We start from the raw sequence: 21,420 nt of genomic DNA on the forward strand, positions 1-21,420 counted from the left end.
GTCCTATGGATCGTTTCTCTGGTTCAAATTCACGTATCCCTGTTCGTTTTACTGCACATGGCGGTGCGCGGATCAAGGCTTCAGAGTTATTGGATATTGTACCCAATGCATTGTTTATGTATCAGGGGAATACAAACGAGGTATCTTTAGGTGCTTATGCTCAGCTTAATGTTAATCCATCAGCAAACATTTTGTTTGGTGGTAACTACCGCAATAAAGATGCTGCAATTGCCTTTGTTGGCCTACAGTTAAAGAATATGGTTTTCGGCTTAAGTTACGATATTAATACCTCTACTTTCAACCGTGCTTCTAACAGTAACGGTGGTTTAGAGCTTTCGATATCCTTAATTGGCCGTAACGGTCTTATTGGTCCAAACTTCTTTTGTCCACGTTTATAATTAATCAAATGAAAAAAATATTACTCTTTTTGTTAGTGGCATTTGGCGGTTTTGCAAACGCACAGTATGTGGTGAATTATAAAAAGGTTGCAGATACTTATTTCGAAAATAAGGATTACTACGCAGCATCTACTTTTTATAAAAAAGCCTTAAAAATTACTGGAGATAGTACCCAGGCCATTTTACCGTACGGTATGGAAAGGAAATCAGCAACTGATGACAAAGTGATAGACGATTATGAAGGATCGATTTATAACCTTGCAGAATCTAGTAGGCTGTATAGGGAATTTAACGAGGCTGAAAAATATTATGCCATAGCGATCAACTTTACCAATACACGTTTTAGAAAGGCGCTATTTTATTATGCAGAAAGCTTAAGGGCAAATAAAAAATTTAACCTGGCTATCGATGCTTTTCAACAGTTCATCCAAAAAAATCCTGGTGATGCTTTAGCTAAAGACGCCCAAAAGGAAATAGAATCGTGTAAGTTTGCGATCGAAGAAATGCGTTTTCCGCGCATGGTGCAAGTTAAAAAAGTACCTGGCAATGTAAATGGTTTAGGCTCTAATTATGCTCCTGTTAAAATCAACAATGAGTTGTATTTTACTTCATCCCGCCCGGTTGCTGTAGGTAGTAAAAAAGACATCGTTAAAACAGGTGCTGGAGAAGTTCAGGTATCAACTAAAAGCAATCCGTTCCTTAATAATATTTATACAGCTAAGGGCGAATTAACTTCGGCTGATATTGCAGTAAGAAAAATCGATATCAGTATTCCTAAAAACATGGAAGTTGCTGCTGCTACTTTTACTCCTGATGGAAATACAGTATACTTTACAGCCTGGAAGGATAAAGAAAAATATGCCATTTATTCTTCTAAAAAAACTGGTGATAAATGGGCAGACCCACAACCGGTTGGCTTACAGGTAAACAGTAAAGATTTTAATTCAACTCAACCATTTGTAACCAGCGATGGTAAATTCCTGCTTTTCTCATCTGATAGAAGCGGCGGTTATGGTAAGTACGATCTTTGGTATTGCACCGTTCGCGAAGACGGATCTTTAGGTCAGGCCGTAAACTTTGGCTCAACCATTAATACAGAAGATGATGACCGTGCACCATACTACAACCCATTAACCAAAAAGTTATTGTTTAGTACCGATGGTAGAATAGGTTTTGGTGGTCTCGATTTCTTTGAGTCAGAAGGTGATCTTGTAGATTGGACCAAACCAAAAAATGCTGGTTATCCGTTTAACTCATCAAAAGATGATCTTTACTTCACTGCAACAGATGATAAAGGAACAAAAGGATATATCAGTTCTGATCGCGAGTCATCATGCTGTTTAGAGGTATTTGAAGTGAAAAAAGAATACTTCTCAATTGCAGGTATTTTAACTGACTGTAAAACTAAATTGCCATTAGCAGGGGCAAATGTAACGCTTACCAATGCAGAAGGTGCTCAGAAAATTACAACAGGCACTGATGGTGTATACAGATTTAAAGTAGATTCAAAAAGACCAATCAAGTTGCTTTTTGCGAAAGATAATTATTTCGCAATTACTAAAAACTATCCTTACGAAGAATTGGCTAAAGCAGATACCTTGATTTATAAAGATTACTGTTTAAGCCCTTTCAAATTAGGTATCCCAATGGCTTTGGATAATGTTTATTACGAATTTAACAGCGCCGAACTTACGGAGCCTTCTAAAAAAGTGTTAGACTTCCTGATCCCAATTATGGAAGATAATCCTGAAATGGAAATCGAGTTGGGTTCTCATACGGATAATATTGGAACCGATGAGTATAACTTAGATCTATCGAACAGAAGAGCAAAATCTTGTACAGACTATTTAGAAAGTAAAGGAATTGCCGCTGCTAGAATGACTTCTAAAGGTTATGGAGAATCAATGCCGATTGCACCAAACGAAATCGTAGTTAAACGCAAGAAAAAAGATAATCCCGAAGGAAGAGCAAAAAACAGAAGAACAGAATTTAAAGTAACCAAAAAATAAAACACAATTAACATCCCGGTAAGCCATCTTCCTAAAAAGAAGATGGCTTTTTAATTTATATTAAATTGGCTGGGGATTTGTAACCTAGACCTATGTGCCCCTGAATTTTTAATGCACTATTAACGGATTGTGCGTATGGAACTGCAAACTGCAAACTGTCAATTGATAACTTTCTAAATTAATCTTTGTAATTTTCGCCCACATTTAAATTCAATGAAGCTTAATATTCAACCAACCGTAATTTTTAGAACACCTAAATTTTCATATCAATCTGAACTGGTAGATTGTTGGGAGGAATTAAAAGCAGCAATTGCAATATCTTCTGCAACATTTTACGAAACTATAAAAGAAGTAAAGGCAAACGAACTAAAAGATCTTCCACCTAAAGTTTATTTTACCATATGGAAATATTTTAACCGTGCGAAATTCCGGTCGACCCCATATGGTACCTTTGCCGGTTTTAGCTTGTTAAGCGATGCCATTAAATCATCGGAAAGCAGAATAGTAGTTGAAAAAACCCAAAAGGTACGCGAATTGGTTGATTGGCCTTATAAGAATAATATTCAATTGCCATTGGCAGAAGTGCTGCGAAAGAACTGCCTCATATTTAGTAATAGCAGCTATTATTTAACGCCCAACAGTATCCGGTATATAGCTTGTACCGATGGTATTTTTGAACTTGCCGAGTTAGATCAAGACGATTTTGTAAAGCAAATATTGGCTGCTTGCTTAACACCGATTAGGCTTAACGATCTGGCAAAACAATTAAATTTAAATGATGCTGAAACCGAAAACCTGTTTGCTTTGCTGCAGGATATGCACGATTTACAGCTTGTTTTTACCAACTACGATCCCAATATTATAGGGGATGATTATTTTGAACGTGTAGGGCTCACTGCTACGGCTGAGTTGCCAAAATATCTTATCGCGCAGCGCACTGCTTTATCGGGTGGTATTAATGAACGTTTGCTTCAGGCTATTCCAGGTTTGATCAATATACTCCATGGTGTGATGCCCGCAAAAGATCGTGATGCCCTTAGCCAGTTTCAGATCAGGTTTAAAAAGAAATTTGAAGATCAGGAAGTACCATTATTACTGGCACTAGATCCAGAAATGGGTGTAGGCTACGATGAGCTGGAGCAAGCTGGTCAAAATAGCGAGTTTATCACACGCTTCAATACTAAGCCGCCGAAAAAAGCGGAGGCAGAAAATATTAAAACGGCATTAAAAACCTTCCTGACGGAACAAAACTTCGAAAAAGGTAAAACTGTTTATCTGAACAAACTTACCTTGATACCGAATCAGCAATTAGCAGCCTTACCTAATTCATTTAGCATGGTAATGTCTGTTCACGACGATTTGATTTTTATCGAACAGATAGGTGGAGCAACATCAAATGCATTAAGTGGAAGATTTACAATGGCAGCCGATGATGTAACACAATATGCTAAAGACATTGCGGGCGCCGAACAACAAGCAAACCCCGAGGTTTTATTTTTTGATGTGGCCTATATGGTTGAGGCGAATGTAGATAATGTAAACAGGCGAAAACTGATTTATGGGCATCAATTATCAATCTTAAATTTTGATACCTCAGCATCGCCACTTGCCTTAAATGATATACAGATTTCAATTCGGGGCACAGAGATCATCCTTCGCTCTAAGCGTTTAAATAAACGGCTCGTACCAAGAATGGCTTCTGCGTACAATTACATCCGCTCAGATCTTTCTGTATTTAGGTTACTGTGCGATTTGCAACATCAAGGCATACAAACAAATCTTTCCTTTCCACTTGATACTATTTYCCCTGATTTGGATTATTATCCAAGGTTACAATATCAAAATATAGTTTTAAGCAGTAATAAATGGAGGATTAAAAAAGAAGCCCTTTTAGGTGCCGATCAAAAGTGGCTATCTGTCGCCAACTGTAGGTCATACTTGAGTAATTTAGGTGTTAGCGAATATTTTAAAGCAGGTATATCCGATCAAACATTATGCTTTGCACTACAAAATGACGATGATATAAATGCTTTTCTGCAATACCTGCAAAAACATGGGAGTACTTACATAGAAGAAATGTTACTGCCTCAAAACAGTATCGTGGTTGATGAAGCAGCTAAACCTTATTTAGCCCAGTTTGTTTTAAGTATAGGCCATGGCGAACAGATTTATCGGGGTTTGGCTAAAACATCAGCAAATGCTGAAGTAACGCGATTTTTCCTGCCAGGTAAAGAATGGCTGTATTTCGAAATTTATTGCCACCAGCAACGCGGTGATCAGATTTTGACAGATGTAATTGCGCCTTTCATATTCACTCATACTGATCAGGTCAAATCGTGGTTTTTTATCCGTTACAATGAAAATGGAAACCACATCAGGTTTAGGATTCAGCTAAACAATCTAAGGGATGGGCAGCTGTTAACATCAAAACTTATGGATAATCTGGAATTGTTTTTAAATTCAGGTTTGGTATCTGATGTACAGATTAAGACCTATAAACGAGAGTTAGAGCGTTATGGCAGCAACATGATCGAAGATGTTGAGCAGCATTTTGCTGTAGATAGTGAATTTGTATTATCGCTTTTAGAAACTCAGACTGATGATTTCAACAAATATAAATTGTGTAGCCTTTTGATTTCAAAGATTATTGGATCTAACATTATAGATAAGTTGGCCATCAATAAAATCGTGAGAATAATGTCTGATACCTTTAATGAGGAACATCGATTAGATGCTGCCGATTTTAAACAATTAAACAATCACTACCAGGAGTTTCGTAAAACTGAATGGAGGGCGTTAACAACAGCGCAAGAGCAGGAGTTCGATAAGTTTTCAGATTCGTTCATCAAAATTCTTAAACAATGTGCTCCCGAAAATGCACTAAAGCTATTAACTGATTTAATGCATATGCACGTAAATAGACTTTTCAGCAAAGATCAGCGGACACATGAAATGGTTATGTATTATTTTCTGCTAAAAGATATCCAGCGTCAAAATGCAATGAAAGCTTAACGGTTTAACTTGGCCAAGGGGTTAACAACAGCTACATTTATTTCAGTAATATATCGGTTAAGCGGGTCTTTGTAATACCTGAATACATAATCATTGCCATAAAAATTACTCAGGCGCTTGCTAATATTGTCAATCCCTACATGATGGCTTTCTGTCTGTTTGCCCTTATTATCATTAATCATGTTTATAGTACTGATATTAAGGTTGTCATTTTGGTAAGCAATTTTAATAAGGGCCTGTTGAGTAGAGTGTGAAACATTTCCATGCTTAAATATGTTTTCTACCAAAGTTAATAAGATAAGCGGTGGAAATCTTAACCCGAACATATCGCCCGTTACCTCAAGTTCCAGATTAATTGTGTTAGCCGTTCGAAGTTTATGCAGATTGATCAGGTGTTCAATTTGCTCAATTTCTTCACTTAGCGGAACCATTTCTGATGCTTCAGGACGTTTTAGGGCATAACGCATCATTTCGGCCAGATTCATAATTGCATCTGCCGCCATAGGTGCCTTTTTGCGGGCGTCGTTATAAATAAAGTTTAAAGTATTAAATAGAAAGTGTGGATTGATCTGACTCCGCAGATAATTATTCTGCGATTGCACAAGGTCGTTCTCTAATGCCTGTTTCTCTATCTGGGTAACCAGGTTTTGGCGTTCTAATGCTTCTACTTTCTTCTGATCCTGAAATGATTTGATAATGTAAACATAGCCAGTAGCAAAACCTATAAATAATAATGCCCTGTATATACCTGATAATATAAAACTACGACCAATAAAGTCCCAATTTTCACTTTCTATTATCCCAATTTTTCCAAATAACATTACAAGTACATAACTTACAATAACATAAGCTGTTAACATGAATAATATTAGTAACGAAATTTTTAAGAACCTGAAGGCTTCATTCTTGTTATTTAACACTTTTTTTAACAAAAATGAATGAGAATAGAAAGCAGATATATTAGTGATATATATAAGCAGATAGATACCGGCCGGTCTAAATTGTTTAGAAGTGTAACCTAAAATAAATACTTCATATATGATGTAAATACTCCAGATAAGCAAATGAAGTTTATATTTTTTATATAATATTTTGAGGGTTGAAAAAGTCATTTTTTCGCTTTAAATCTATTGAAATAGGGTTTTTATCTCCTAAAATTGGGGTTTTGTGTAAAAAAGTAGTTGTGGTTAATTTTACGCTGCATCTTTACAGAAATTAATAACAACAATAAATAATTATTAAATATATAATATCATGAAAGCACAACACACTACTAAACTTGCAAAAAAAACTGTTTTTGTTTATAAAAATGTTAAAGGTCAAAACAACTTTACTACTAACACTACAGGTGACCAAAGCCACACAGTAGTAATGACTAGCTGGATTGTAGACCTTTAGTTTATTGATTTCGATTAGATTTTAACAAACTGCTCTGTACATAGGTGAAGAAAGCTTCTTTATAACCTTCGCCAATTTGGATCATCTCGTTATTTACCAAACGGATTATATTTCCATCTACTTTTTTAATTGCCGCTTTAGCAACAATGTTCGATTTATTAACACGGATAAATGCGTGGTTTTCTAAAGCCTTTTCAATTTCCTTAAGTGTAAGGTAGGTAGTGTGGGTTTCAGATTTAGTAATAATCTGTATATAATTCTGTAGTGCTTTGATGTAAAGTATTTCATCAATGGCGATGTTAGAAAAAGCATATTTATGGTCGCCTTTAATATAAAGTGCCGCTACCTGATCAGCTTCTTTCGTAGTAACTTTGGTATTATTTGCTTCCTTTTTTAAAATCCTATCAATACCTAATGCAAATTTAGCAAAGGAAATAGGTTTTAATAAGTACTGATCTGATTGTACATCAAATGCCTGCAGGGCATAATCAGGATGAGCAGTAGTGAAAATCAAATATTTTGCTTTTTCTCTGATATTTTTAGCCAGTTCCAATCCATTGATTCCTGGCATATCAATATCCATAAACAATAAATCAATTTCGTCCTCAATACTGATCTCAGTAAGTGCTTGGACAGGGCTGGTAAAAGTTTTAAAAACTGTTAAACCAGGCATTTCTCCAATGTGGTCAGTTAATACTTCAATTGCATGTTGCTCGTCGTCTATAACAACGCATTTTAGATTCATGAGTATAAATATGTTTATTTTATTTGATTTGAATGCAAGTTAAATAAAAATGAATTGAATTAACAAATGCACCAAAAAACTTATTCCAGGTTTCGTCTAAAAAAAACATAGGTTTCGTGTAATATTCTGGGTGGTTGATGTAAAAAAATTATCCGGACCCCTTCTTTTTATAATCTTTATACTGTTTGCCAAAAACAAAATAATTAGGAGTGAAAACGACTAATTGTGAAAAACATCTGCCTGCCCAATCTTGTGTAGCCTGTAGATAATAAAATTAAAAACAGGCCATACAATACTGGGTTAAAGATTTATTAAAAACCAAAAAACAAAAATACCGAAAGCAAAAGAAACATTCCCCTACATCTACCAAGCCTCCACATGAAACACAACGAATACGAGTATTTACTTAATAAAATCTACTACAAGGGGATTCTAAAAAAACAAGGAATCAACGCAGATATGTACCAGAGAATGCAAAATGAATATAGCAATCTTGATGGACAAAACCTTGTTAAGGGCCAATTAGATGGCGAATACGCATTCAGAAAATCTTTTCTGGTTGTACGTAACTACGTTCAGCAGGCGATAAAAGATGGCATGAAAAATTTTCAGTTTACCATGCGCGCTAATGATATCAATAAATTGACTTATATGATCGATATGTTGAACAGAAATTTTTTTGATAAACAAAGTTTGGATCAAATTATTATCACTGCAAACTCGGTATTTAACCAATACAATTTAAAAAACTAACTACCTATAATAGATAACATCATGGAATTGAAAGACGAAATCGGGCAGTTTGCCGTAAGAATTAAGAAAATGCTTCCACAAGTTCAATCTGAGGATTTAACTAGGAATGCGTTAGTTATGCCTTTTATCCAAATTTTAGGATTTGATCCTTCTGAGGTTCAATCTGAAGCTGTTCTAGACTTCGGGGTTAAAAAAAGTAAAAAAGTTGATTACACCATTATGAAAGATGGCGAACCAACAATTTTGGTGGAATGTAAACACCATGCTGAAAATTTAGATATCCATGATTCACGCTTATCTAAATATTTCCGTAAAACAAAAGCTAAATATGGTTTATTAACCAATGGTTTGGTATACCGCTTTTATACAGAGAAAATGGTGAGATCAAAGAAAAATCAAGAGCCATTGTTCGAATTTAAAATAACCGATACTAAAGCGGCCACAATTGCCAAAATGATCGAAGACCATAAAGATTACTTCAATGTAGATCAAAAGCAGGCACCAATAGCAAGCTAAACAATATTAATTTTAATCTAAGAGTTCCCGAAAATTCTTACCTAAAAGTCCCGATCTAATCGGGACTTTTTTTTTGAGCTTAGCTTAAAAACAAAAGGGCGAAATCTAATCGATTTCGCCCTTTAAATTATAACAGGATTTCCTGATTAAATTAATTCTACACTTCTGCTTACAAAAGCTGTTAATTCTGCACCCGTTAACATACCCTGTGCTAAAAGTGCTAAATCTACCGCTTGTTTAGCCAGGTTGCGCTGCTCTTCTCCTTCAGCTTTTAAAATTTTACTTACCAATTTATGGTTTCCATTAATGGCAACCTTATAGTTGTCTGGCATCTGGCCATAAAAGCCCATTCCGCCACCCATTGCAGCCATATCTTTCATTCTGCGCATAAATTCATCCATGGTAATGGTAACTGGTAACTCTTCAGGGTGTAAAGCCACAATTTCTACATGCATACCTGGTTTGGTAATGGCTTTTTCAAAAATAGCAGTAACTTCTTTTACCTGATCTTCGGTTAAAACATGCTCGTTCTGCTCATCTTTCTCAATTAACTTATCTGCAACACTCGAGTCAACACGTTTGATTGATGTTTTCTCTAGCTTTTGCTCCAATTGATTAATAAAGTGATTGTCGATTGGCGAATCCAATACTAAAACATCGTAATCTTTTTTATTGGCCGATTGGATAAATGCATCTTGTTTAGCAGCATCATTGGTATATAAATAAACCACTGTGCCGTTTTTATCGGTCTGTAATGCGGTTACCTTCTCCTTATACTCAGGAAGTGTGAAAAGCTCATTTTTAGTGTTTCCAACTAAAGCAAAATCTTTGGCTTTATCATAAAACTTCTCTTCACTGATCATTCCGTATTTTACAAAAAGACCAATATCTTTCCATTTATCTTCGTAAGCTTTACGGTCTTTAGCAAATAACTCTCCTAATTTATCAGCAACCTTTTTAGTAATGTAGTTGTTGATCTTTTTAACGTTGCTGTCGGCTTGTAAGAAACTACGCGATACATTTAACGGAATGTCCGGAGAGTCGATTACACCGTGCAATAACATCAAAAACTCAGGAACAATATCTTTAACCTCATCGGTAATAAATACCTGGCGAGAGTATAATTTAATTTTGTTGCGCTGCATTTCGAAATCGTTTTTCAATTTAGGGAAATACAGTACGCCTGTTAAATTAAAAGGATAATCAACATTTAAGTGGATCCAGAATAATGGTTCTTCACTAAATGGATATAATTCGCGGTAAAAGCTTAAATAATCCTCGTCTGACAAATCTGCAGGAGCTTTTGTCCAGATTGGGTTGGTGGTGTTGATAATGTTATCAACCTCAACATCGTTATACTTCGCTTTACCTTCTTCATCTACGCCATCTTCAACCGATTCTGTTTTAGTACCAAACTTAATTGGAACCGGTAAAAATTTAGCGTATTTATCAAGAATTTCCTGCAGTTTACTTTCTTCTAAAAACTCTTCCGAATCTTTGTTTACATGGAGGATAATATCGGTACCACGTGTAGTTTTAGTACCTTCAGTAATTTCAAATTCTGTACTGCCATCGCAAACCCAACGTGCGGGTTCAGCGCCATCCTGATATGATAAAGTTTGAATCTCAACTAAATCTGCAACCATAAAGGCCGAGTAGAAACCTAAACCGAATTTACCGATGATTTCATTGGCATCTTTAGCATCTTTAAATTTCTCTACAAACTCACTTGCGCCAGAAAATGCAACCTGGTTAATGTATTTTTTAATCTCTTCGGCAGTCATACCCAAACCATTATCGCTAATGGTAATGGTTTTTGCCTCTTTATCAACCGCAACTTGTACCAATGGTTGACCAACTTCGCCATTAAACTGACCTAATGAACCTAGTCTTTTAATTTTCTGGACTGCATCTACTGCGTTAGAAACCAACTCACGAAGAAAAATTTCGTTATCAGAGTATAAAAACTTCTTAATTATCGGGAAAATATTCTCGGTGTGTATGGAGATATTTCCTTTTTCTTGTATGCTCATATGTAAATAAATTGTTTAATCTATATCCTGCATAACAAGGGTTGTTCCAAAAGAATTTGTTTGCCAAAATGACAGCCGCGCGAGTCGTCATTGCAAAGCCAATATTTCAATTGGTGTTAGTCCCGCTGTACCTGCTGCCCCGATGAAAACCTGTGAAACAAGCAAGCACACTATAGCATAATAAAAAGCAGTACTTAATCGGGAGCATTCGTGCCATCAGGTTTAGATCAGGTTGTGCTGTGCCAGTCGGAGGGGTTTCCACTCATAGTGCCTATTCCATGATTCGTGTATGATTCTGTGTGGCTATCTCATGATATAGATTGTCATCCTGAGCCTGTCGAAGGAGTAGATTAAATAGCCTTAGCAGAGCGTTTCGACAAGCTCAACGTGACAGTACTAGTTGTTTTTATTGCACAGTTTAAATAATGATTTGGAAAGCAAAGCCAGTATTTCAATCAATGTTAGTCCCGCTGTACCTGCTGCCGATTGAAGGATCGGGCATTCGTGCCATCGGGTTTAGATCAGATCGGGCTGTGCCAGTAGGAGGGGTTTCCACTCATAGCGCCTATTCTATAGCTTTATTCCAATTCCGTGGTCTGTGTCCTCACAGACTACCGCTAATATTTTACCAAGCAAAGATTTTAACCATGCTTCACTTGGTAATATGATGTTGTTTTAAGATCGATTTTTATAAAAATAAAAAAGCCAAGAAGATTTTTAAATCCTCTTGGCTAAATATTGTAAGGTTAGATTAACTTAATTGAAAAGAAAACTTGGTTTATCTTCTTCCAGTGAAAGAATTTTAGTGATCTTTTTAAGCAATACATCCATTTGGAATGGTTTTGATAAGAAATCGTCCTGACCGTAGTTTAAGGTTGTAAAATCTTTTGGATCGTATAAACCAGAAATCAATAAAATTGGAATTTTAGAGGTACTTTCAATTGATTTTAACTGCTCGCAGAGCACACGCCCATCGATATGCCCGAGAGAAATATCAAGTAAGATTAAATCAGGACTAAATTTTTCGATTCTATTAAAAATTTCTTCACCATCATTTAGTGCCGAAACTTTAAATCCTCCGATTTCCAGTATTAATTGTATGGTTTCTAAAACCTCAATATCATCGTCTACTACCAGTATTCTCTTCATATGTGTTAGCATTTGTATGCCGTTAAAAATATAACAAAAGTTTATGTTGTTATGTTTACAATCTTAAGGATATTTTAACAATAAGTTTATAGGAGCTAAAAATTAGACTTCGATTTTAACTCGCTTGGTGTACGATGCCTTCTTTATTTAAGATAAAATTAAATAACTCTTCAATGGGCTTCTGTAGTATTTTCCCAGGCTCAATGCCATTTTCTAATAACACCGAAATTAATGTTTCCTGGTAATAATAAGCTATGGAGCCTACAAAATGGCATGGAACGTTTTTATGTTTTGGATAATCTTTAACATTCGTATCTACAAATTCCTGAAAACCAGTTCTTAAAAATGGCATTTTATTGTACATATAGCTTAAAAGCACTTTTTTCCCAAAGAAAGTACCAGAACCTTCATCGCCAAGTACATAACCTAAGCCATGGTGGCCATCGTGGATTTTCTTTCCATCGAAATAACAAATATTCGATCCGGTGCCTAAAATACAATTTAAGCCTTCGGCATTTCCGCAGGTAGCATATACCGAACCCAGAAGATCGTGATCTACTGAAATAAAAGCATTACCAAAAACGGCTGATAGGCCATTTGAGACTACTTCATGTTTGTCTGGTGAAGAACAACCCGCTCCAAAAAAGTAGATTTCTTTCACCTCATCAGCACATTGTAATAAAGGTTCATTTTTAGAAATCAGCTTGGTAATTTCTTGCTCACTTAAGAAATAAGGGTTTATTCCAGGAGTGCTAAATTTAATGGTTTCGCCATTGTGATAGCCCATCCAATCGGTTTTTGATGAGCCACTATCTGCAACAAGTATCATGGGACTAAATATAAAAATTAATTAGATAAGTTTATATTTCCACTGATTTCTTTCAGTGTTGTTTCGGCAATTTTGGCCTGATATTGCATTTCGATGAAACGGTTCTGTGCATCTATTGCATTTCGTTGTGCTTCTCTTAACTCTAAAGGGGCTATGCTGCCTAAACGGTATTTTGCTAAAGTAATATCTAGGTTTTCTTTTGCAATATCTACATTTCGTTGCTCTAATTTAATCAGATCAAGGTAAGTGCTGTAATTTTGATAAGCGGTAAGCAACTGCGCGTTTACATCAAGTTTGGTTTTGTTTAAATTCAGGATAGAATTGTCGATCTCGATCTTTGCATTGCGTTCTTGCTGGCGCTGTAAAAAGCCGTTAAATAAGTTAAGGCTTGCCGTAACACCATAAGTAAGTCCGTTTGCAGCAAACTTTTGGTTAAAGCCCGTAGGGCTGGTACTGTTCGCCCTGCTGTATCCAGAGTTTAAACTGATAGATGGGTATCTTGCCCCACGTACTGATTTTAAGGTCAGGGAAGCTATCCGCTGATTGATAAAGGCGTTTTGTACATTCGGGTTCTGCTGCTCGGCCATTTCGGCCATTTTGCTAAAGAGGATACCTTTGTCTACATCAATGTTATTAACAACAGAAAACGAAGTACCTATATCTCTAACCATCAGTTGGTTTAATCGAACTTTAGCTACCTGTAAGGCATTTTTGGTCTGTAGGTAATTTGAAGTATCGGTATTATAATCAACCTGTGCGGTTAATACATCCAGTTTAGAACMGCGGCCAAGCTGCAGTTTTGTTTTGGCAATATTGGTGCGTAATACCGAAACATCCATAGCACTATCAGCTGCTATAACCAATTGCTGCTGTCTTACAATATCATAATAGGCTGTAATTACATCGGCTATAGTAGTTAAAATGGTTAGGCGTGCGTTTAATTCGCCTTGTTTTTGCAGTTCTTTTAAGCGATCGTAATTGGCGAACATACTAAAACCATCAAAAATGGTCCAGTTTAAATCGGCTCCATAACTGTTATTGGTACTTTTTGCTCCTGTAATTACCCGATCAGGACCAGTTGCAGGGGTTTGTCTGGTGTTCTGGATACTTCCACCATTGGTATAACTTCCGGTTAAATTGGGCAACATACCAGCATTGCCAATATTGGCATTGTTCTTTGCTATATCGACCTGGTTTTTATTGATTTTAATATCGTAATTATTCTGTAAAGCAATGGTAATGGCTTCCTGCAGGCTCAGCTGTTCTTGTGCAACGCCCGAAAGGGATAAGCTTAGCAGTAGGGTGAATATTTTTAATTTCTTGCTCATCTTATTCTTCTATATGTAAAGCTTCTTGTTCAAAACGATGGGCTTCTTTCAATTCTTTATTCGGTTTGTATGGTTTAGCCCAGTAAGAGTAAATAGCAGGGATTACAAATAAGGTTAAAACCAAAGAGAATAAGGTACCACCAACAATTACGGTTCCCATACTCATTCTACTTTTTGCAGCAGCTCCTAAAGCCAATGCAATAGGTAGTGCACCAATGGCAATCGCCAAACTGGTCATTAAAATTGGACGCAAACGCGAAACAGCAGCCTCCCGTATGGCTTCGGGGATTGGAATGCCTTTTTCTTTTAACTGGTTAGCAAATTCGACAATTAAAATGCCATTTTTAGTTACCAGACCAATAAGCATAATGGTACCGATCTGGCTAAAGATATTCCAGCTTTGGCCACATAACCATAGCGATAAAAATGCACCCGCAACCGCCATAGGTACGGTTAAAATGATAATAATCGGATCTTTGAAGCTCTCAAACTGCGCCGAAAGAATTAAATAAACGAGTAGCAGTGCCAAACCGAATGCAAAGAAGGTGTTTGAAGAACTTTCTTTAAAATCCCGCGATTCTCCACTTAAATCAGTAGAGAAAGTTTCATCCAATACTTTTTTAGAAATGGCGTCCATGGCATCAATACCTTCACCAATACTTTTTCCAGGTGCTAACCCTGCCGAAACAGTTGCTGCGATAAAACGGTTGTTCCTGTACAGTTGTGGTGGACTACTTTCTTCTTTAGCAGTAACCACATTGTCGAGCTGAACCAATTCGCCCTTATCATTACGTACATAAACCGAGCTCAAATCTAATGGATCTTTCCGGTCTCCACGATCGAACTGGCCAATTACCTGATATTGTTTTCCATTCATGAAGAAATACGAAAACCTTTGGCCACTTAAACCTAAATTTAAGGTTTGGGCAATAGCAGATATGGAAACACCTAAATTTTTGGCTTTATCCCTATCGATGGTTAAATTAATTTCAGGCTTGTTAAATTTCAGGTTCACATCCGAAACGGTGAATGTTGGATCTTTCGATACCGCATCCATAAACAAAGGAATTTTCTCCCTTAATTTTTCGAAATTTTGTGCCTGGATGATATAACTGATCGGTAAACCGCCACGGCGGCCAACTGAGATGGTTGGTTGTTGATTTACAATGGTTTTGCCCTCGGTATATTTCTTTGTAATGCGGGTAAGCATATCGGCAATGTCTTTTTGCGAACGCTTACGATCTTCAGGATCAGTTAAACCCATCCTTACAAAACCAGAGTTTACCGAGCCTGAACCACCGAAACCTGGCGAGGTAATGGTTATGTTCACATTTTTTTCAGGTACAGAATCGAGAACCAATTGGTTCAATTTCATAATAAACTGATCGGTATAGGTAAAAGATGCACCCTCTGGAGTAGTCGCATTAATATTTATCGCACTTCTATCATCATATGGAGCGGTTTCTTTTGGCAAAATCTTCCAGAATAAGAAAATTAAGCCCATACAAACCAAAATGATCGGAACGGATAGCCATCTTTTATCCAAAAATTTATTCAGGTTCGATTCGTAGGCATCATTTAATTTTACAAAATAGGGTTCGGTCCAATTGTAAAACCTGGATGGTTTATGTCCACCTTTTTTCATCAGGTAGGCGTTTAACATTGGTGTTAAAGTAAGCGATACAAAGGCCGAAACCAATACTGCTGCACCGATTACCACCCCGAACTCTCTAAATAAGCGGCCAACAAATCCCTGCAAGAAAATTACCGGTAAGAATACGGCTGCAAGGGTAATGGAAATAGAAATTACGGCAAAAAAGATTTCATTTGATCCTTTAATGGCTGCCTCGAAAGGCGACATCCCTTCTTCAACCTTTTTAAAGATATTTTCGGTAACCACAATACCATCATCTACCACCAATCCCGTAGCGAGCACAATGGCCAGCAAACTCAATACGTTGATTGAAAATCCGAAGGCGTACATGATAAAGAAAGTGAAAATCAACGATACCGGAATATCAATCAATGGTCTGAAGGCAATAGCCCAATCTCTAAAGAAAAGGTAAATGATCAAGATTACCAGTACCAATGATAAACCAATCGTCTCGGCAACTTCGGTTACCGATCGCTTGATAAATAGTGTATTGTCTAATGCAACTTTTAGCTTAATGTCTTGAGGGATATCGGCTTTTAGCTTATCAAAACGCTTGTAAAACTCTTTACTGATATCGAGGTAATTGGCTCCTGGCTGAGGGATAATGGCGATGGCCACCATCGGTCTGCCCGATTCGCGTAAAATGGTTTCTTCGTTTTCAGGCCCTAAAACTGCATAACCTACATCTTTTAATTTGATTACCTGGTTGCTATCTGTTTTCAGGATTAAGTTGTTAAACTCGCTTTCGTTGGTCAGTTTTCCTAAGGTTTTAACTGTCAGCTCGGTAGTAGCTCCGGTGATTTTTCCTGATGGAAGCTCTACGTTTTCATTATCTAAGGCGGTAACAATATCTTGTGAAGTTAAACCGTAAGCACTTAGTTTATTTGGGTCCATCCAAATACGCATGGCATATTTCCGTTGCCCCTGGATCTGTACGCTACTTACACCCGGAATGGTTTGGATACGATCAGCGATTACGTTTTCAGCGAARTCACTTAACTCCAGTGTATTGCGTTTATCGCTCTGGATGGTCATTGATAAAATCGGGTCAGAATTTGCATCGGCCTTACTTACTACCGGTAAACCGTCAATATCTTTTGGTAAGGTACGGGCAGCCTGCGATACTTTGTCACGCACATCATTTGCGGCCTCTTCTATATTTTTATCGAGGTTAAACTCTATGGTAATATTGCTTGTTCCCTGGTTGCTTGATGAAGAAATATTTCGGATGCCATCAATTGAATTGATCGATTTTTCTAAAGGTTCGGTAATTTGCGATTCGATAATATCTGAGTTGGCACCAGGATAGGAAGTTCTTACCGAAACCACCGTGGGGTCGATAGACGGATACTCGCGCACACCTAAAAAGGTATAGCCGATTATCCCGAAAAGGACAATCAATAAGTTCATCACAATGGCCAAAACCGGCCTTTTTATACTCGTGGTTGAAATACTCATTATTGATTGTATTTATTTTTTTTATGCTCGTTGTTCATTCTAAAACAATATATTTTGGCTTCTTTTGGTAAACCGGTGTTAGCCACAGTTAGCCTGTTTTGTACCTCAATAGCTGCACTATCTATATTTTTATCCATGTTAAATTCAACGATAATATTGCCTGCACCTTTTTGGGATGATGTTGATATTTTATGGATATTGCTGATTTTTGAAATTTCTTTTTGCAAAGGATCTAAAACCTTCATTACTGTAGCCGAATCTGCTTCAGCATAGGATACATATACCTGCATCGCGGCACGCTCTTTAGGGGTTTGCTTGCAGCCAACCAGGCCAAAAACCATATTCGCGACGGCAATAAAGGCTACTTTTTTGATACCCGTGGTTGAGATACTCATAATTGTTTAACCAAATGAACTTTTACCGGGGCATCTTTCTTTAACGCCATCGATCCGGTTGTCAAAACCGTATCGCCAACTTTTAATCCCGAAGTAATTACAATATTTTCATCGGTACGTGTACCAGCTTCTACTTTAACCTCTTGTGCTTTTCCATCCTTTTGGATATAAACAATCTTACCTTTTAAAACAGGAATAACTGCTTCGTTAGGGATAAGAATAGCATTTTGAAGGGTGTTTAAAGCCAGTTTAATTTTGGCGAATGAGCCAGGTAATAAAAGATTATCGGCATTTGGAGCCAGAGCCCTGATCTGCAATGTTCTGGTTGCAGCGTTAATTCCAGGTTCAATGGCATAAACCTTTCCTTTGTTTTCTTTAGAAGAACCATCAGTGGTAAAGGTAATTTCCGAATTGAGTTTAATCTGCCCAGCATATTTTTCAGGAACAGAAAATGTAATTTTAACCGGGTTGGTGCTCACCAAATTGGCAATTACGGTGGCTGGTGTTAAATATGTTCCTGCAGAAATACTACGTAAACCCACTCTGCCTGTAAAAGGTGCGCGGATAGTCGTTTTAGCCAGTTGTGCCCTGATTAATTGTGCCTGCGCCTGCAACGATTTTAAATCTGCTAGCGCTGTATCATATTCTTCCTGACTGATTGCACCTTTAGCCAAAAGTTGTTTTGCCCGGTTTTCGTTTGTTCCGGAAAGTTTTTGTTTGGTTAGTGCATCCTGCAATTGGGCCTGTATATCTCTGTCGTTTACTTTAACCAGTACACTTCCTTTCGATACCGTTGTACCTTCTTGAAAATAGATGCCGGTAACCAATCCTGATACTTCACTTTTTAATACAACAGATTCGTTTGCATCAATAGCGCCAGTTACCTCCAGATCATTATCAAACGATACCGGTTTTACGATGATTCCGTCAACTATCAATGGTGCAGAAGCGCCCCCTTTGCCACCAAGTTTGCCTTTTCCAGCTCCGGCAGATGCTCCGCCTTTCCCTTCGAGTTTTTTATTTGCGTTAATTCTGTAATAGACCAAATAAGCCAAGCCTATAGCTAAAACAGCATAGATAATATACCTTTTCTTCATGTTTCTTTTTGTGTCGTGCGTATTCCGAACATTAAAATAAGATTAATATTCTAGAATTAGAGCGTAAAAATATTCAAATAGTTTAGTCCTAAATTTGTTGTATTAAGGATGTTACCGATTTTAGTCCGAAGTCTGCAGTCTGAAGTCTACAGTTTGGGTGTAAATAATAGGTCATAGTCAATTATTATCCCTTCAAAAATCAACAAAAACATGCTTGGTGCCATTTGGGTACTTAAGCTCCCTGTATTTTCCGCAAATCGCCAAACGCCAAACGCAAGTTGAACCGAAACAACTATTTTACACCACATTTAGCTATTTTGTTCCAAAACCCCGTCAATAAATCTAAATTTGCAACAAAACACAGTCAATATCAATATGTTTAACAAAAAATCAATTTTAAGTTTAGTTTTACTACTAACGTGTATTATGGCAGCGAAGGCGCAGGTAAAAATAGGCTTTGAGGTTTCTTTTAAAGAACCACAGGCACACTATGCTGAAGTTCAGATGAATATTTCTGGCTTGGCAAAAGATTATGTAGATGTAAAAATGCCTGTTTGGACACCAGGTTCTTATTTGGTTCGCGAGTTTGAAAAAAGTGTAGAAGAATTTAAGGCTACTGCAGCAGGTAAAGCCGTAAAAGTTGAAAAAGTAAGGAAAAACACCTGGAGAATTTTCTCAGCCAAGGCTGCCAATATCCAGATCAACTATCGTGTTTATGCATTCGAAATCTCGGTGCGTACACCTTTTATCGACGAATCTCACGCTTTCTTGTCTCCAACAGGGATTTTTATGCATCCTGATGGCATGATCAAATCGCCAAGCACTGTAAAAATTATTCCTTTTAATACCTGGAGTAAAGTTTCTACTGGTTTAACACCTGTTGCTGGAGCGCAATTCACCTATAAAGCTACCGATTTTGATATTCTTTACGATAGCCCTATTGAAGTGGGTAATCAGGATATTTTCGAATTTACAGCTTCTGGTGTTCGTCACGAAGTAGCCATGTACGGCGGTGGTAACTACGATAAAGAGAAACTTAAAGTAGATATGGCTAAAATTGTAGAAAAAGAAACTGCAGTTTATGGCGAAAACCCTAATAAATATTACCTCTTCATTGTTCATAATTTCTTAAAAGGTGGTGGAGGTTTAGAGCACTTAAACTCTACCACTTTAGGCGCTACAAGAAACGCTTACAATACTGCAGAAGGTTATAAAGGCTTTTTAGGCCTGGTTGCACACGAGTATCACCACCTTTGGAATGTTAAGCGTTTACGTCCGGTGGCATTAGGTCCTTTTGATTATGACAACGAAAATTACACCACTAACCTTTGGGTAGCTGAGGGATTTACATCGTATTACGAAAATAAATACTTGCATAGAGCAGGTTTTACTGATGTAAACGAATTTTTGAAAGATCTGGCTAGCGGTGTTGGTACAGTATTAAATACCCCTGGAGCTAAATATCAGTCAGCTGCTTCATCTAGTTATGACGCATGGATTATTGGCTACCGTCCGAATGAGAATTCAAAAAACAATTCCATCTCTTACTACAATAAAGGAGAAGTGATCGGTATTTTGATGGATCTCGAAATCATTAATGCCACCAAGGGTGCTAAAAGTTTAGATGATGTAATGAAAGCCATGTATTTGCAGTGCAAAACCTTAAAACGTGGTTATACCGATGCAGAATTTAAAGCAATGGTTGAAAAGATATCAGGAACTAGCTTTACTAACTTTTGGACCAAGTATGTAAACGGTGTAGATGATGTAGACTATGTAAAATATTTCGCATATGCAGGTGTTGATGTTTCTACAGAAAATGCAACGCCTGGTAAACCGGTTAGTGGTGCAGCAGTTCAGTTGGCTACTAAAGGTTTAGAAGTAACTTCGGTTACCAGAAACTCAGCAGCTTGGGTAAGTGGTTTAAATGTTAACGATGTAATTGTACTGATTGATGGCTCATCACTAAGTGATGTACTGAAAAATGTGAAATTAAAAGAACCGAAATTTTCGCTAGATATTTTACCCATCATTACCGATAAAAAAATTGGCGATCAGCTAACGGTTAAGGTAATCCGCGATGGACTTGAAAAAGAAATTTCTTTAAGCTTGAAAGAAAATCCAAATGTACGCTTAAAGGCAGCTGTAAACGAAAATGCAACACCAGCCCAAAAAGCAGTGTTAAAAAAATGGACAGGAATTTAAGTCTAGAGTCTTAAGTCATTAGTCTTGAGTCCATCACTCGGGAAATAAAAAAATCCCGTAAGATTAGTTTCCTACGGGATTTTTTATGCCTTTATACTTTTGCTTTAGTCTTTCAGCGCTCAGCGCCAAACGCCCCCGCTTAAAAAGTATATCTAAAACCTAAGCCGAATCTTCCAGCGTTAAAATCGCTATCGTTGTCGCCAATGTAAAGTCTTGGTCTCCAGTCTAAAGCTAATGCCAACGGTGCGCCAGAGAATTTATAATCTAAACCAACCATCGGAACCAGGTAAAAACTAGAACCACCATCATACAATTGAATCGACGGACCACCACCTAAATACCAGTCTAAACCTTTTGCGCCAGGGATAGATGAATTGTATTGAAGAAATCCCTGGATAATTGTAGAGTTTCCACCAAATAAAACTTCACCTTGTAGTGCAG

General features: G+C 37.1%; 16 protein-coding genes and 1 pseudogene. 7 read left to right on the plus strand and 10 right to left on the minus strand.

All coding sequences use genetic code 11. The annotated features are described in order from the left end of the window. The 3 genes from AC1DND_RS06180 to AC1DND_RS06190 all read left to right on the plus strand — a co-directional run. On the plus strand, window positions 1–398 hold a 398-nt coding region (locus AC1DND_RS06180; RefSeq protein ID WP_477579968.1), incomplete at its 5' end, for a type IX secretion system membrane protein PorP/SprF. A gap of 8 nt (window positions 399–406) precedes the next feature. After that, window positions 407–2,407, plus strand: coding sequence for an OmpA family protein (locus AC1DND_RS06185; protein WP_477579969.1), 2,001 nt, complete (start codon window positions 407–409; stop codon window positions 2,405–2,407). Between the two features lie 213 nt (window positions 2,408–2,620). Further along, window positions 2,621–5,419, plus strand: a complete 2,799-nt coding sequence (locus tag AC1DND_RS06190) for a lantibiotic dehydratase (protein WP_477579971.1) — start codon at window positions 2,621–2,623, stop codon at window positions 5,417–5,419. Here the strand turns inward: AC1DND_RS06190 and AC1DND_RS06195 are convergent. Next, window positions 5,416–6,279: a sensor histidine kinase gene (locus AC1DND_RS06195; protein ID WP_477579973.1), complete on the minus strand. Its 864-nt coding sequence runs from the start codon at window positions 6,277–6,279 to the stop codon at window positions 5,416–5,418. The two genes, AC1DND_RS06190 and AC1DND_RS06195, sit on opposite strands and share 4 nt — an antisense overlap. A 394-nt stretch (window positions 6,280–6,673) precedes the next feature. Here AC1DND_RS06195 and AC1DND_RS06200 point away from each other — a divergent pair, with 394 nt between their 5' ends. Further along, window positions 6,674–6,817, plus strand: coding sequence for a hypothetical protein (locus AC1DND_RS06200; protein ID WP_230144489.1), 144 nt, complete (start codon window positions 6,674–6,676; stop codon window positions 6,815–6,817). A gap of 1 nt (window position 6,818) precedes the next feature. Here the strand turns inward: AC1DND_RS06200 and AC1DND_RS06205 are convergent, their stop codons facing one another. Then, window positions 6,819–7,562 (minus strand): LytR/AlgR family response regulator transcription factor, encoded by a 744-nt coding sequence (locus AC1DND_RS06205; protein ID WP_477579975.1) that lies wholly within the window; start codon window positions 7,560–7,562, stop codon window positions 6,819–6,821. Between the two features lie 378 nt (window positions 7,563–7,940). Here AC1DND_RS06205 and AC1DND_RS06210 point away from each other — a divergent pair, with 378 nt between their 5' ends. Next, on the plus strand, window positions 7,941–8,315 hold the full coding sequence (locus AC1DND_RS06210) for a hypothetical protein (protein WP_477579977.1): 375 nt from the start codon (window positions 7,941–7,943) through the stop codon (window positions 8,313–8,315). A gap of 21 nt (window positions 8,316–8,336) precedes the next feature. Beyond that, window positions 8,337–8,831, plus strand: coding sequence for a type I restriction enzyme HsdR N-terminal domain-containing protein (locus AC1DND_RS06215; RefSeq protein ID WP_057933126.1), 495 nt, complete (start codon window positions 8,337–8,339; stop codon window positions 8,829–8,831). A gap of 146 nt (window positions 8,832–8,977) precedes the next feature. Here AC1DND_RS06215 and htpG read toward each other — a convergent pair whose 3' ends face one another. From htpG to AC1DND_RS06250, 7 genes are all read right to left on the minus strand, one after another. After that, the gene (gene htpG / locus AC1DND_RS06220) at window positions 8,978–10,864 is read right to left on the minus strand and encodes a molecular chaperone HtpG (RefSeq protein WP_477579979.1); all 1,887 of its coding nucleotides are present in this window, start codon (window positions 10,862–10,864) and stop codon (window positions 8,978–8,980) included. Window positions 10,865–11,620: 756 nt separating this feature from the next. Continuing rightward, entirely contained in the window at window positions 11,621–12,013 is a 393-nt protein-coding gene (locus tag AC1DND_RS06225; protein ID WP_477579981.1) for a response regulator, read from the minus strand. Window positions 12,014–12,128: 115 nt separating this feature from the next. Continuing rightward, a complete protein-coding gene (locus AC1DND_RS06230) occupies window positions 12,129–12,842 on the minus strand; it encodes an N-acetylglucosamine kinase (RefSeq protein WP_477579983.1) in 714 nt (237 codons plus the stop codon). 17 nt (window positions 12,843–12,859) lie between these two features. Further along, entirely contained in the window at window positions 12,860–14,170 is a 1,311-nt protein-coding gene (locus AC1DND_RS06235) for a TolC family protein (protein WP_477579984.1), read from the minus strand. 1 nt (window position 14,171) lies between these two features. Further along, window positions 14,172–17,282, minus strand: a complete 3,111-nt coding sequence (locus tag AC1DND_RS06240; RefSeq protein WP_029277099.1) for an efflux RND transporter permease subunit — start codon at window positions 17,280–17,282, stop codon at window positions 14,172–14,174. After that, a complete protein-coding gene (locus AC1DND_RS06245; protein WP_477579986.1) occupies window positions 17,282–17,677 on the minus strand; it encodes an efflux RND transporter permease subunit in 396 nt (131 codons plus the stop codon). The genes AC1DND_RS06240 and AC1DND_RS06245 overlap by 1 nt, the downstream gene beginning before the upstream one ends. Beyond that, entirely contained in the window at window positions 17,674–18,774 is a 1,101-nt protein-coding gene (locus AC1DND_RS06250; RefSeq protein ID WP_477579988.1) for an efflux RND transporter periplasmic adaptor subunit, read from the minus strand. The genes AC1DND_RS06245 and AC1DND_RS06250 overlap by 4 nt, the downstream gene beginning before the upstream one ends. Before the next feature lie 426 nt (window positions 18,775–19,200). Between AC1DND_RS06250 and AC1DND_RS06255 the strand changes: the two genes are divergently transcribed. Further along, window positions 19,201–20,979: a M61 family metallopeptidase gene (locus AC1DND_RS06255; RefSeq protein ID WP_477579990.1), complete on the plus strand. Its 1,779-nt coding sequence runs from the start codon at window positions 19,201–19,203 to the stop codon at window positions 20,977–20,979. A gap of 139 nt (window positions 20,980–21,118) precedes the next feature. On the opposite strand, the pseudogene AC1DND_RS06260 reads toward AC1DND_RS06255, so the two are convergent. Further along, a pseudogene (locus AC1DND_RS06260) lies at window positions 21,119–21,420 on the minus strand (hypothetical protein); the annotation flags it as partial.

The organism is Pedobacter sp. 01N416 (genome assembly GCF_056399685.1).